10 protein-coding genes are annotated in these 14,960 nt (G+C 54.6%); 9 read left to right on the top strand and 1 reads right to left on the bottom strand.

Translation table 11 applies throughout. The features are described 5' to 3' along the window. Positions 1 to 85: 85 nt before the first annotated feature. Complete coding sequence (gene yegD / locus OGV98_RS06095) at positions 86 to 1,438, top strand: molecular chaperone (RefSeq protein WP_088903292.1); 1,353 nt, start codon at positions 86 to 88, stop codon at positions 1,436 to 1,438. 99 nt (positions 1,439 to 1,537) lie between these two features. On the opposite strand, the gene OGV98_RS06090 is transcribed toward yegD, so the two are convergent. Next, entirely contained in the window at positions 1,538 to 1,597 is a 60-nt protein-coding gene (locus OGV98_RS06090) for a type I toxin-antitoxin system Ibs family toxin (protein WP_106672390.1), read from the bottom strand. Between the two features lie 278 nt (positions 1,598 to 1,875). Here OGV98_RS06090 and OGV98_RS06085 point away from each other — a divergent pair, with 278 nt between their 5' ends. The 8 genes from OGV98_RS06085 (at position 1,876) to trhP (ending at position 14,846) form a co-directional block, all read left to right on the top strand. Next, a complete protein-coding gene (locus OGV98_RS06085) occupies positions 1,876 to 3,123 on the top strand; it encodes an MdtA/MuxA family multidrug efflux RND transporter periplasmic adaptor subunit (protein ID WP_003844338.1) in 1,248 nt (415 codons plus the stop codon). Next, positions 3,123 to 6,245 (top strand): MdtB/MuxB family multidrug efflux RND transporter permease subunit, encoded by a 3,123-nt coding sequence (locus tag OGV98_RS06080; protein WP_202581168.1) that lies wholly within the window; start codon positions 3,123 to 3,125, stop codon positions 6,243 to 6,245. Before OGV98_RS06085 ends, OGV98_RS06080 begins: the two co-directional genes overlap by 1 nt. Next, the gene (gene mdtC / locus OGV98_RS06075) at positions 6,246 to 9,326 is read left to right on the top strand and encodes a multidrug efflux RND transporter permease subunit MdtC (RefSeq protein ID WP_202581167.1); all 3,081 of its coding nucleotides are present in this window, start codon (positions 6,246 to 6,248) and stop codon (positions 9,324 to 9,326) included. Continuing rightward, a complete protein-coding gene (locus OGV98_RS06070; protein WP_044711356.1) occupies positions 9,323 to 10,735 on the top strand; it encodes an MFS transporter in 1,413 nt (470 codons plus the stop codon). The genes mdtC and OGV98_RS06070 overlap by 4 nt, the downstream gene beginning before the upstream one ends. Continuing rightward, entirely contained in the window at positions 10,735 to 12,138 is a 1,404-nt protein-coding gene (gene baeS / locus OGV98_RS06065; protein WP_003841761.1) for an envelope stress sensor histidine kinase BaeS, read from the top strand. The genes OGV98_RS06070 and baeS overlap by 1 nt, the downstream gene beginning before the upstream one ends. Further along, the gene (gene baeR, locus OGV98_RS06060; RefSeq protein WP_003036797.1) at positions 12,135 to 12,857 is read left to right on the top strand and encodes an envelope stress response regulator BaeR; all 723 of its coding nucleotides are present in this window, start codon (positions 12,135 to 12,137) and stop codon (positions 12,855 to 12,857) included. The genes baeS and baeR overlap by 4 nt, the downstream gene beginning before the upstream one ends. Positions 12,858 to 12,992: 135 nt before the next feature. Further along, complete coding sequence (locus OGV98_RS06055) at positions 12,993 to 13,325, top strand: YegP family protein (protein WP_003841759.1); 333 nt, start codon at positions 12,993 to 12,995, stop codon at positions 13,323 to 13,325. A gap of 159 nt (positions 13,326 to 13,484) precedes the next feature. Further along, the gene (gene trhP / locus OGV98_RS06050) at positions 13,485 to 14,846 is read left to right on the top strand and encodes a prephenate-dependent tRNA uridine(34) hydroxylase TrhP (protein WP_003844346.1); all 1,362 of its coding nucleotides are present in this window, start codon (positions 13,485 to 13,487) and stop codon (positions 14,844 to 14,846) included. Positions 14,847 to 14,960 lie beyond the last annotated feature (114 nt).

Below are 14,960 nucleotides of genomic sequence, written 5' to 3'. Positions count from 1 at the left end.
CGCCTTGCTTTCATATTCCAGTTGTCGGGGCGTCAACTATTCGTTAAAGTCACGCCCCTTCTTCACTGGCATGGGGATTTTTACGGTGTTTATTGGTTTTGACTACGGTACGGCAAACTGTTCAGTGGCCGTTATGCGTGATGGGCAGCCCCACCTGCTCAAAATGGAAAATAACAGCATGCTGCTACCCTCAATGCTGTGCGCACCAACGCGCGAAGCGGTTAGCGAGTGGCTGTATCGCCATCACGACGTTCCAACCACGGACGATGAAACACAGGCGCTGCTTCGCCGTGCGATGCGCTACAATCGCGAAGAGGACATCGACGTTAACGCCAACAGCGTGCAGTTCGGTCTGACATCGCTGGGTCAGTATATTGAAGACCCGGAAGAGGTGTACTTCGTTAAATCGCCAAAATCATTTTTGGGTGCCAGCGGTCTGAAGCCGCAGCAAGTTGCGCTTTTTGAAGATCTGGTCTGTGCAATGATGCTGCACATTCGCAACCAGGCGCAAAGCCAATTGCCGGAAGCTATCACTCAGGCCGTAATTGGTCGCCCCATCAACTTCCAGGGATTAGGTGGCGATGACGCCAACATCCAGGCGCAGGGGATTCTTGAACGTGCGGCCAAACGTGCCGGTTTTCAGGATGTCGTCTTCCAGTACGAGCCGGTAGCAGCGGGGCTGGATTACGAAGCCACACTGCAGGATGAGAAACGCGTTCTGGTGGTAGATATTGGCGGGGGTACGACCGACTGTTCACTACTGCTGATGGGGCCGCAATGGCATCAGCGCGCCGATCGCGAAAACAGCCTGCTGGGACACAGTGGCTGCCGTGTAGGCGGGAACGATCTGGATATCGCGCTGGCGTTTAAACACCTGATGCCGCTGCTAGGTATGGGCGGTGAGACTGAAAAAGGGATCGCCTTACCGATTCTCCCCTGGTGGAACGCGGTTGCGATCAACGATGTTCCCGCGCAAAGTGATTTCTACAGCAGCGCCAACGGTCGTTTACTGAACGATCTTGTCCGCGACGCGAAAGAAGCCGATAAAGTAGCCTTGCTGCTCAAAGTCTGGCGCGAGCGTCTGAGCTATCGCCTGGTGCGCAGCGCAGAAGAGAGCAAGATCGCGCTTTCCGACCAGACCATTGTAACGGCGGCGATACCGTTTATCAGCGACACGCTGGCAACCGATATTAGTCAACATGGATTGGAGGCCGCGCTCAATCAGCCCCTGGCGCGCATTCTGGAGCAGGTCCAACTGGCGCTGGACAACGCGCAGGAAAAACCGGACGTGATTTATCTGACCGGCGGCAGCGCGCGTTCACCGCTGATTAAAAAAGCCCTCGCCCAGCAGCTTCCTGGGATCCCTATCGCGGGTGGCGATGACTTCGGTTCTGTCACCGCCGGTCTGGCCCGCTGGGCTGACGTTGTTTTCCGCTAAGCCGCTCGCAAGCTGAAAGGTGTGCGTATTGACATCACCGTTGCTGTGGCTTATTTTCAGGAGTGAGGGTTAGGGAAGGTTTCCCCTCCCCCTGGTGTCTTAGTAAGCCGGTAAGCTAATGACTAAGAGTATCACCAGTATGATGACGTACTTCATCATAACCCTTTCCTTATTTTGGCCCCTTCCTCGGGAGGGGCTTTCCCGTTCCAGCGTCCCGCTGAAATCTCTGGCTTACCTCCTTTTGCCTTGACCGCACTCTAACGCACAATGACGCATTCGCTATTTTCGCCGCAAATTGTTGCGTAACGCCTCGCAAAGCCGCGTCAGCATTCAGACGAATCCCGACAGTGTTTCATAATTCCTCCATTTTTCTCCCTTGTTCGCTGGCTAAACTAGTATCATTCCGCGAATCGTTTCAGGATGAGAAACTCATAACAATGAAAGGCAGTAATAAATCCCGCTGGGTGATAGCAATCGTGATCGTCGTGGCCGCCGTCGCCGCCATCTGGTTCTGGCAAAGCCGCAGCGCTTCCCAGGAAACCGCACCGGGAGCTACCAAACCAGCGCAGCACACGCCTGGGTCGGCACGCCGTGGAATGCGCTCCGGACCGTTGGCTCCCGTGCAGGCTGCCACCGCCACCGAGGAAGCCGTTCCACGTTACCTGACAGGGCTGGGTACCATTACTGCCGCCAATACCGCCACGGTACGTAGCCGGGTGGACGGTCAGCTCATTGCCTTACACTTTGAGGAAGGACAACAGGTAAAAGCCGGCGACCTGCTGGCAGAGATAGATCCCAGCCAGTTCAAAGTCGCTCTGGCTCAGGCGCAGGGACAACTGGCAAAAGATAAAGCCACGCTGGCGAATGCCCGTCGCGATCTTGCCCGCTATCAACAGTTGGTTAAAACCAATCTGGTCTCCCGCCAGGAGCTGGATGCCCAGCAGGCGCTGGTCAATGAGACGTTAGGCACAATCAAAGCGGATGAAGCCAGTGTCGCCAGCGCTCAGTTGCAGCTCGACTGGAGTCGGATAACCGCACCTGTCGATGGTCGTGTCGGCCTGAAGCAGGTCGATGTCGGTAACCAAATTTCCAGCGGCGATACCACCGGAATCGTCGTCATTACGCAAACTCATCCCATCGACCTGATATTTACTTTGCCTGAAAACGACATTGCTACCGTGTTGCAGGCACAAAAATCGGGGGGCCAGCTGAAGGTCGAAGCCTGGGACCGAACCAATTCACAAAAACTGAGTGAAGGCGTCCTGCTCAGTCTCGACAATCAGATTGATGCCACTACAGGAACCATCAAAGTTAAAGCCCGTTTTAACAATCAGGATGATGCGTTATTCCCTAACCAGTTCGTCAACGCCCGCATGCTGGTCGACACACAGCAAAATGCCGTTGTGATCCCAACAGCAGCCCTGCAGATGGGCAACGAAGGGCACTTTGTCTGGGTATTGAACAGCGACAACAAAGTCAGCAAGCATCTGGTTAAACCGGGTATTCAGGACAGCCAAAAAGTGGTGATCGCCGCTGGGTTGTCCGCAGGCGATCGGGTCGTGACTGACGGTATTGACCGTCTGACGGAAGGCGCAAAAGTCGAAGTCGTTGAGGCGCACGACGCCTCTGTTTCCGATGAGAAAACAGCGCCACGCGGATACGGCAAAAAAGGAGCCAACTCCTGATGCAGGTGTTACCTCCGGACAACGCTGGCGGACCATCGCGCCTGTTCATTCTGCGCCCCGTCGCCACTACGCTGCTGATGGTCGCGATTTTGCTTGCCGGTATTATCGGTTATCGCTTTCTGCCAATCGCCGCCTTACCTGAAGTGGATTACCCCACGATTCAGGTCGTGACGCTCTACCCTGGCGCCAGCCCGGACGTTATGACCTCGGCGGTAACCGCGCCGCTTGAACGTCAGTTTGGCCAGATGTCTGGCTTAAAACAGATGTCATCACAAAGCTCCGGTGGCGCATCGGTCGTTACGTTACAGTTTCAACTGACGCTCCCGCTGGATGTTGCCGAGCAAGAAGTTCAGGCCGCGATTAACGCCGCCACCAATTTATTACCTAGCGATCTACCTAACCCTCCGGTCTACAGCAAGGTAAACCCGGCAGATCCGCCGATCATGACGCTGGCGGTCACTTCCAGCGCCATGCCGATGACGCAGGTGGAAGATATGGTCGAAACCCGCGTCGCGCAGAAAATCTCTCAGGTATCCGGCGTGGGTCTGGTAACACTTTCCGGTGGGCAACGTCCGGCGGTCCGCGTGAAACTTAACGCTCAGGCCATTGCCGCACTCGGTCTTACCAGCGAAACCATCCGTACGGCCATTACCGGTGCCAACGTCAATTCAGCAAAAGGGAGTCTTGATGGCCCAACGCGCGCCGTTACCCTTTCAGCTAACGACCAAATGCAGTCCGCAGATGAATATCGTCAGCTCATTATTGCCTATAAAAACGGTGCGCCGGTTCGTCTGGGCGATGTTGCTACCGTCGAACAAGGAGCAGAAAACAGCTGGCTAGGTGCATGGGCAAATAAGCAACAAGCTATAGTGATGAATGTGCAGCGCCAGCCTGGGGCGAACATCATCGCCACGGCAGACAGTATCCGCCAGATGCTGCCACAGCTCACCGAAAGCCTGCCCAAATCGGTTAAGGTCAGCGTACTTTCCGATCGCACCACCAATATTCGTGCCTCTGTTGCAGACACCCAGTTCGAGTTGATGCTGGCGATAGCGCTGGTGGTGATGATTATCTACCTGTTTCTGCGCAATGTTCCGGCGACGATTATTCCTGCAGTCGCCGTACCGTTGTCGTTAATCGGCACCTTCGCGGTGATGGTATTTCTTGATTTCTCCATCAACAACCTGACCTTAATGGCGCTAACCATCGCGACAGGCTTTGTTGTGGATGACGCTATCGTGGTTATCGAGAATATTTCACGCTATATCGAAAAAGGCGAAAAACCTCTGACTGCTGCCCTGAAGGGCGCAGGCGAGATTGGTTTTACCATCATCTCTCTGACGTTTTCATTGATTGCGGTATTGATCCCACTGCTATTCATGGGCGATATCGTCGGGCGTTTGTTCCGTGAATTCGCCGTTACGCTGGCGGTGGCGATTCTGATTTCTGCCGTTGTCTCGCTCACTCTTACGCCGATGATGTGCGCGCGTATGCTGAATCAGGCCTCATTGCGTAAGCAGAATCGCTTCTCCCGCGCCTCAGAGCGAATGTTTGATCGCGTCATAGCCGGGTACGGTCATTGGCTGGCAAAAGTACTTAACCACCCGTGGCTCACACTTAGCGTAGCGCTCGGCACGCTGGCATTGAGCGTCATGCTATGGGTTTTCATCCCCAAAGGTTTCTTCCCAATCCAGGACAACGGCATTATCCAGGGTACGCTACAGGCGCCGCAGTCCAGCTCATTCGCCAGCATGGCCGAGCGCCAGCGTCAGGTTTCAGATGTCATCCTTAAAGATCCGGCGGTAGAGAGCCTGACCGCTTTTGTCGGCGTGGATGGTACTAATCCGGCATTGAACAGCGCGCGTTTGCAAATCAACCTTAAACCACTGGATGAACGTGACGATCGGGTGCAGAAAGTGATTGCGCGCTTACAGGACGCGGTTGACAGGGTTCCCGGAGTTGACCTTTATCTTCAGCCTACTCAGGATCTGACGATTGATACTCAGGTGAGCCGGACGCAATATCAATTCACGCTGCAAGCGACATCCCTTGATGCCCTCAGCACCTGGGTTCCACAGCTGATAGCAAAACTAAATCAGCTACCGCAACTGTCCGACGTCAGCAGCGACTGGCAGGACAAAGGGCTGGTAGCGTATGTGAACGTCAATCGCGACAGTGCAAGCCGTTTGGGCATCAGCATGTCAGATGTCGACAACGCCCTGTACAACGCCTTCGGCCAGCGTTTGATTTCGACTATTTACACCCAGGCAAATCAATATCGCGTGGTGTTAGAACATAACACCAACAATACGCCGGGGCTTGCGGCACTGGATACAATACGTCTGACCAGTAGCGACGGTGGCATAGTACCGCTCAGCGCGATCGCCAGTATTGAACAGCGTTTTGCCCCGCTGTCGATTAACCACCTCGATCAGTTCCCGGTCACCACCATCTCGTTCAACGTGCCAGACGAACATTCGCTGGGTGATGCGGTACAGGCGATTCTGGATGCCGAAAAAACGCTTAACCTGCCCGCAAATATTACTACCCAGTTCCAGGGTAGCACGCTCGCCTTCCAGGCCGCGCTGGGAAATACCATCTGGTTGATTGTGGCTGCAGTTGTCGCGATGTATATCGTCCTCGGCGTGCTGTATGAGAGCTTTATTCACCCAATTACTATTCTCTCCACGCTGCCGACGGCAGGCGTCGGGGCACTGCTGGCGTTAATGATTGCCGGCAGCGAACTGGACGTCATCGCGATTATTGGCATTATTTTGCTCATCGGTATCGTCAAGAAAAACGCCATCATGATGATCGACTTTGCCCTTGCCGCGGAGCGCGAACAAGGCATGGCGCCGCGCGATGCTATTTTCCAGGCCTGTCTGCTGCGTTTCCGCCCAATTCTGATGACTACGCTGGCGGCACTGCTCGGCGCGTTGCCGCTGATGTTAAGTACCGGTGTGGGCGCAGAGTTACGCCGTCCGTTAGGCATTGGCATGGTCGGTGGACTGCTTGTGAGTCAGGTATTAACCCTGTTTACCACCCCGGTAATTTATCTGCTGTTTGACCGTCTGTCGCTGTATGTGAAAAGCCGTTTCCCGCGTCAGGAAGAGGAAGCGTAAATGAAATTTTTCGCGCTTTTCATTCATCGGCCGGTGGCGACCATTCTCATTTCGGTGGCTATCACCCTGTGCGGTATTCTGGGCTTTCGTCTGCTGCCGGTCGCTCCGCTGCCGCAGGTGGATTTTCCGGTGATTATGGTCAGCGCATCATTACCCGGTGCCTCCCCTGAAACGATGGCGTCTTCGGTCGCAACTCCGCTGGAGCGCTCGCTGGGCCGCATCGCGGGCGTAAACGAAATGACTTCGAGTAGTTCGCTTGGCAGTACGCGTATTATTCTCGAATTCAAATTCGACCGTGACATCAATGGCGCGGCGCGGGACGTTCAGGCCGCGATTAACGCCGCGCAAAGCCTGCTGCCCAGCGGGATGCCGAGCCGACCAACGTATCGCAAAGCTAACCCTTCCGATGCGCCAATCATGATCCTGACGCTGACGTCGGACACTTACTCGCAGGGTGAACTGTACGATTTCGCATCAACACAACTGGCGCAGACCATCGCGCAAATCGACGGTGTGGGCGACGTGGACGTTGGAGGCAGTTCTCTGCCTGCCGTGCGGGTAGGACTCAACCCGCAGGCGCTGTTTAACCAGGGCGTGTCGCTGGACGACGTGCGTAGCGCGATCGACAATGCCAACGTGCGTAAGCCGCAGGGTGCTATCGAGAATGATACCCATCGCTGGCAGGTACAAACTAACGATGAGCTGAAAACCGCCGCCGAATATCAACCTATTATCATCCACTATAACAACGGCGCAGCGGTGCGACTGGGTGATGTTGCGTCTATAACCGACTCTGTACAGGACGTTCGTAACGCGGGGATGACCAACGCCAAACCGGCCATTCTGCTGATGATCCGCAAGCTGCCGGAAGCCAATATTATTCAGACGGTAGATAGCATTCGCGCCAAATTACCGGAGTTACAAACGCTGGTCCCGGCCGCCATCGATCTGCAAATCGCCCAGGACCGTTCACCGACCATTCGCGCTTCACTAGAGGAAGTCGAACAGACGCTGATTATCTCCGTGGCGCTGGTTATCCTGGTGGTCTTTGTTTTCCTGCGATCCGGGCGTGCGACTCTGATCCCCGCGGTAGCGGTTCCGGTCTCGCTGATCGGTACCTTTGCCGCCATGTATCTGTGCGGATTCAGCCTGAACAACCTGTCGTTGATGGCGTTAACCATTGCCACGGGATTTGTCGTAGATGACGCCATCGTGGTGCTGGAAAATATTGCCCGCCACCTGGAAGCGGGAATGAAGCCACTCCAGGCGGCGTTACAGGGTACGCGCGAAGTGGGATTCACTGTGCTTTCCATGAGCCTGTCGCTGGTGGCGGTATTCCTGCCGCTGCTGTTAATGGGCGGATTGCCTGGACGCCTGCTGCGCGAATTTGCCGTCACGCTGTCGGTTGCCATCGGTATCTCGCTGCTGGTGTCGCTGACATTAACGCCAATGATGTGCGGCTGGATGCTTAAATCCAGTGCCCCGCGTGAACAGTCGCGTAAACGGGGATTTGGTCGCATGCTGGTAGCGCTGCAGCAAAGCTACGGCACTTCACTTAAATGGGTACTGCGCCACACGCGACTGGTGGGCGTGGTATTACTCGGCACCATTGCGCTGAATATCTGGCTTTATATTTCCATCCCCAAAACCTTCTTCCCGGAGCAGGATACGGGCGTATTGATGGGAGGGATCCAGGCTGACCAGAGCATCTCTTTCCAGGCGATGCGCGGTAAACTGCAGGATTTTATGAAGATCATCCGCGACGATCCCGCGGTGAACAATGTCACCGGCTTTACCGGTGGGTCACGGGTTAACAGCGGGATGATGTTTATTACCCTCAAGCCACGCGATGAGCGCCGTGAAACCGCTCAGCAGGTGATCGACCGCCTACGCGTTGCGCTTTCAAAAGAACCAGGTGCGAATCTGTTTCTGATGGCGGTGCAGGACATCCGCGTTGGCGGACGGCAGGCCAACGCCAGCTATCAATACACATTACTGTCCGACGATCTGGCGGCGCTGCGTGAGTGGGAACCGAAGATCCGTAAGGCGCTTGCCGCCCTGCCCCAACTGGCGGACGTCAACTCCGATCAGCAGGACAATGGCGCGGAGATGAATCTGATTTACGATCGCGACACCATGTCTCGTCTTGGGATCGACGTGGCGGCCGCCAACAGCCTGCTGAATAACGCCTTTGGTCAGAGACAAATTTCAACCATCTATCAGCCGATGAACCAGTACAAAGTGGTGATGGAGGTCGATCGACGTTACACCCAGGACATCAGCGCGCTGGACAAAATGTTCGTCATCAACAATGAAGGTAAGGCGATCCCGTTATCGTACTTTGCCAAATGGCAGCCAGCGAATGCGCCACTGTCGGTAAACCATCAGGGATTATCTGCCGCCTCAACCGTGTCGTTTAACCTGCCGACAGGTTCTTCACTGTCAGAAGCGACAGAGGCCATCAACAGAACCATGACCCAGCTAGGCGTCCCCTCCACGGTTCGTGGCAGCTTTGCCGGTACCGCCCTGGTATTTCAGGACACGATGAACTCGCAGGTGATCCTGATTATCGCCGCCATCGCCACCGTCTATATCGTGCTGGGTATGCTGTATGAAAGCTATGTACATCCGCTGACCATTCTCTCCACGCTACCTTCGGCAGGGGTCGGGGCTTTGCTGGCGCTGGAGCTGTTCAATGCCCCATTCAGCCTAATCGCCCTGATAGGGATCATGCTATTAATTGGAATTGTGAAGAAAAACGCCATCATGATGGTCGATTTTGCGCTGGAAGCGCAGAGAAACGGTAAGCTGCAGCCGGAAGAAGCTATTTTCCAGGCCTGCCTGTTGCGCTTTCGCCCAATCATGATGACCACGCTGGCGGCGTTATTTGGCGCACTGCCGTTAGTGTTATCCGCAGGGGATGGCTCTGAGCTGCGCCAGCCGTTGGGGATAACCATTGTCGGTGGGCTGGTCGTGAGCCAGCTCCTGACGCTGTACACCACGCCTGTGGTCTATCTCTTTTTCGACCGTCTGCGTCTGCGTTTTTCGCGTAAAAACAGCAAACCGGTAGCAGAGTTATGACAGAACTTCCCGACAGCACCCGCTGGCAACTTTGGATTGTGGCATTTGGTTTTTTTATGCAGTCGCTGGATACCACCATCGTTAATACCGCGCTTCCCTCGATGGCGGCAAGCCTCGGGGAAAGCCCGTTACACATGCATATGGTCATAGTGTCATATGTTTTAACCGTTGCCGTGATGCTGCCCGCCAGCGGATGGCTGGCGGACAAAGTTGGCGTGCGTAATATCTTCTTCACCGCCATTATCCTGTTTACGCTTGGTTCGCTGTTTTGCGCCTGGTCCAGCACGCTCAACGAGCTGGTGATGGCGCGCGTCTTACAAGGCGTTGGCGGTGCGATGATGGTGCCAGTCGGCAGGCTGACGGTGATGAAAATCGTCCCGCGTGAGCAATATATGGCGGCGATGACGTTTGTCACTTTACCCGGTCAAATCGGCCCGCTGCTGGGCCCAGCGTTAGGCGGAATTCTGGTTGAATACGCCTCCTGGCACTGGATCTTTTTGATTAACATTCCGGTAGGCATTGTCGGCGCGATAGCGACGTTAATGTTGATGCCCAACTACACCATGCAAACCCGACGCTTCGACCTCTCCGGATTCGCGATGCTGGCGGTCGGTATGGCGGTTCTGACGCTGGCGCTCGATGGCAGCAAAGGAACAGGCCTCTCCAGTATCACGCTGGCGGCGTTGGTTATCTGCGGGGTGCTGGCTATTGCGCTGTATCTGAAACACGCCCATCGAAATCCCCGCGCGCTGTTTAGCCTGAATCTGTTTCGCACATCGACCTTCTCGCTAGGTCTGTTCGGCAGTTTTGCCGGTCGCATCGGCAGCGGTATGCTGCCGTTTATGACGCCGGTGTTTTTACAGATTGGCCTCGGTTTTTCACCGTTTCATGCCGGACTGATGATGATCCCGATGGTGCTGGGCAGTATGGGCATGAAGCGCATTGTGGTGCAGGTCGTTAACCGCTTTGGTTATCGTCGCGTACTGATTACCACCACGCTTGGCCTGTCGCTGGTCAGTCTGTTGCTAATGACCACGGCACTGCTGGGCTGGTATTACGCCCTGCCCTTCGTGCTGTTTTTACAGGGAATGGTCAACTCAACGCGCTTTTCATCCATGAATACCCTGACGTTAAAAGATCTGCCTGACGATCTCGCCAGCAGCGGCAACAGCTTGCTGTCGATGATCATGCAGCTGTCGATGAGTATCGGGGTGACCATCGCGGGTCTGCTGTTAGGCATGTTTGGCCAGCAACATATCGCCATCGACAGCGGTAGTACGCATAGCGTCTTTATGTATACCTGGCTGTGCATTGCATTCATTATTGCGCTGCCCGCCATTATTTTTGCCCGCGTGCCGAACGACACGCAAACCAATGCGGTGATTTCACGACGCAAAAGGAGCACCTGATGAAGTTCTGGCGGCCCGGTATCACCGGCAAACTGTTTCTGGCGATTTTCGCCACCTGCATTGTGTTGCTGATCAGCATGCACTGGGCCGTACGCATAAGCTTCGAACGCGGTTTTATCGACTATATTAAGCACGGTAACGAACAGCGGCTGCAAATGCTCAGCGACGCGTTAAGCGAGCAGTACGCGCAGCACGGCAACTGGCGATTCTTACGCAATAACGATCGTTTCGTTTTCCAGATCCTGCGCTCTTTTGAACACGACAACGACGATGATAAACCGGGTCCAGGCATGCCGCCACACGGCTGGCGTACACAGTTTTGGGTTGTCGATCAAAATGCCCACGTACTGGTCGGCCCGCGGGCTCCTGTCCCCCGCGACGGTATGCGCCATCCCATCCGCGTCAACGGTAGCGAAGTGGGTGCTGTGATTGCCTCTCCGGTGGAGCGTTTAACGCGTAATACCGATATCAATTTCGACATGCAGCAAAGACGTTCCAGCTGGCTTATCGTCGCGCTCTCCACGATCCTGGCTGCGCTGGCAACGTTTACGCTGGCGCGCAGCCTGCTGGCCCCGGTTAAACGGTTAGTGGAAGGCACGCACAAACTGGCGGCGGGCGATTTCACCACTCGCGTTACGCCAACCAGTACGGATGAGCTAGGCAAGCTAGCGCAGGACTTCAACCAGCTCGCCAGTACGTTGGAAAAAAACCAGCAGATGCGTCGTGACTTTATGGCCGACATTTCTCACGAACTGCGCACGCCGTTGGCGGTGTTGCGCGGTGAACTGGAGGCCATTCAGGATGGCGTCCGCCAGTTCACGCCCGACTCCGTTGCTTCTTTGCAGGCTGAAGTGGGTACGCTCACCAAACTGGTTGACGACCTTCATCAGCTCTCCATGTCAGATGAAGGTGCGCTGGCCTATCAGAAATCATCGCTGGATCTTATCCCGTTGCTTGAGGTGGCAAGCGGCGCATTTCGTGAACGCTTTGCCAGTCGTGGACTAACGCTTCAACTCTCGCTACCGGACAGCATGACGGTATTTGGCGACAGGGATCGTCTGATGCAGTTGTTCAACAATCTGCTGGAAAACAGCCTGCGCTACACCGATAGCGGCGGCGGGCTGCACATCAGCGCCGAACAACGCGAACGCATGGTGTTATTAACCTTCGCGGATTCCGCTCCCGGCGTAAGTGACGAGCAGTTACAGAAGCTGTTTGAACGATTTTATCGCACCGAAGGCTCGCGTAACCGCGCCAGCGGAGGTTCCGGGCTGGGGCTGGCGATTTGCGTCAATATCGTACAAGCGCATAATGGTCTGATCCGCGCCGCCCATTCGCCTTTTGGTGGGGTTAGCATTACAGTAGAGTTACCGCTGGAACGCGATTTACAGAGAGATGTATGACTGAGTTACCCATTGATGAAAACACACCGCGTATTCTGATCGTGGAAGACGAACCCAAGCTGGGGCAACTGCTCATCGACTACCTGCGGGCAGCGAGCTACGCTCCTACGCTCATCAGCCACGGCGACCTGGTTCTGCCTTACGTGCGCCAAACACCGCCCGATCTGATCTTGTTGGATCTGATGCTGCCCGGTACCGATGGTCTGACCCTGTGTCGGGAAATCCGCCGCTTCTCAGAAGTCCCCATCATGATGGTAACCGCTAAAATCGAAGAGATTGATCGCCTGCTGGGGCTGGAGATCGGTGCAGATGATTATATTTGTAAACCGTACAGCCCGCGCGAAGTCGTCGCGCGTGTTAAAACGATCCTGCGCCGATGCAAACCGCAGCGCGAACTACAACAAATGGATGCAGAAAGCCCGCTTATCGTCGATGAAGGCCGTTTTCAGGCCTCCTGGCGTGGGAAGATGCTCGATTTAACACCCGCTGAATTCCGCTTACTTAAAACGTTGTCACATGAGCCGGGAAAAGTATTCTCCCGAGAACAATTGCTTAACCATCTCTATGACGATTATCGCGTCGTTACCGACCGCACCATCGACAGCCATATTAAGAACCTGCGACGCAAGCTGGAGTCGCTGGATGCTGAGCAGTCGTTTATCCGCGCGGTCTATGGCGTGGGGTATCGCTGGGAAGCCGACGCCTGCCGAATTGCTTAAACACTCCTGCCCTTCAGGGCCCACTGCTCCATGGGGCCCTGGTGACTAGCAACTCTCCAAATATCGCTCATACTCTTTCTGACAACACTGTCGTCAATAACTGTTTGATCTAAAACTTTTAATCAAGGAGTTCATATGGCTGGTTGGTTTGAATTAAGTAAAAGTAGCGATGATCAGTACCGCTTTGTTCTTAAAGCTGGGAACGGGGAAATAATCCTTACCAGCGAGCTTTACACTACCAAAGGCGCTGCGGAAAAAGGGATCGCATCTGTCCAGGCTAACAGCCCTCTGGATGAGCGTTATGAGAAAAAAACAGCGGCTAATGGAAAATTACATTTCAACCTGAAAGCTGCAAACCACCAGATTATTGGTAGCAGTCAACTGTATGCGAATGAACAGTCACGCGAGACCGGTATTACTTCGGTTAAGACCAATGGTGTCAGTCAGACGATAAAAGATAAGACCTGATAATTACTCGCTCAGCCGGGTAACGCAACGCTGTCGCCCGGCGTTTTTCTTTACCTGCCTTCCCTGCAGCGCTACAATGCCCGCCCTTAATATGGGGGCACTCCCCTAACCGCCTCATTGAGTGAGGCGAGTCTGACCTGTCATCAGAACGAGAAAATTATGTTTAAACCGGAACTCCTTTCCCCGGCGGGAACGCTGAAAAACATGCGTTACGCTTTCGCCTATGGCGCAGACGCTGTGTATGCGGGCCAACCGCGTTACTCACTGCGCGTACGCAACAACGAATTCAACCACGAAAACCTGCAGCTCGGTATTAATGAAGCCCATGAATTGGGTAAAAAATTCTATGTGGTGGTTAACATTGCCCCACATAATGCCAAGCTGAAGACCTTCATTCGTGATCTGAAACCGGTGGTGGAAATGGGGCCGGATGCACTGATCATGTCAGACCCTGGTCTGATTATGCTGGTGCGCGAAAACTTCCCTGACATGGACATTCACCTTTCGGTACAGGCTAACGCCGTAAACTGGGCGACGGTGAAATTCTGGAAGCAGATGGGGCTAACCCGCGTGATCCTCTCCCGTGAGCTGTCGCTGGAAGAGATTGAAGAGATCCGCACCCAGGTGCCGGATATGGAGCTTGAGATCTTCGTTCACGGCGCGCTGTGCATGGCTTACTCCGGCCGTTGCCTGCTCTCTGGCTACATCAACAAGCGTGACCCAAACCAGGGTACCTGTACCAATGCCTGCCGCTGGGAATACAACGTGCAGGAAGGGAAAGAAGATGTAGTGGGCAATATCGTGCATAAGTACGAGCCTATCCCGGTACAAAACGTCGAACCCACGCTGGGTATTGGCGCACCAACAGACAAAGTCTTTATGATTGAGGAAGCCCAGCGCCCGGGTGAGTACATGACCGCATTCGAAGACGAGCACGGCACTTACATCATGAACTCGAAGGATTTGCGTGCCATTGCCCACGTTGAGCGCCTGACGCAGATGGGCGTGCATTCCCTGAAGATCGAAGGCCGCACCAAGTCGTACTATTACTGTGCACGTACCGCGCAGGTCTATCGTAAAGCCATTGATGATGCCGCAGCCGGTAAACCGTTCGACCCGCAACTGCTGGAAACGCTGGAAGGCCTGGCGCATCGTGGTTACACCGAAGGGTTCCTGCGCCGCCATACACATGACGACTATCAAAACTACGAATACGGCTTCTCTGTTTCCGAGCGTCAGCAGTTTGTCGGCGAATTCACCGGCGAACGTAAAGGTGAACTGGCGGCCGTGCTGGTAAAAAACAAATTCACCGTCGGCGACAGCCTGGAGCTGATGACCCCACAGGGCAACATCAACTTTACTCTCGAGCAGATGGAAAACGCGAAAGGCGAAGCCATGCCAGTTGCGCCGGGCGATGGTTACACCGTGTGGATGCCTGTACCAGAGGATATCGATCTGAATTATGCATTGTTGATGCGTAATTTTGCCAGCGAGTCCACACGAAACCCGCATGCTAAGTAGTTAATTACGGTTATTTTTCAGCGTTCGGAAGATTCTTAGAAATCGATCACATACCGTTTCGTTCATTAAGGGTATTATCCCCTCCGCTGAAAAACATAACCCATAAATGCTAGC

The sequence above is a fragment of the Citrobacter sp. Cf136 genome, from assembly GCF_030333815.1.
Lineage (GTDB): Bacteria > Pseudomonadota > Gammaproteobacteria > Enterobacterales > Enterobacteriaceae > Citrobacter > Citrobacter freundii.
This window is presented reverse-complemented; position numbering and strand designations above follow the sequence as displayed.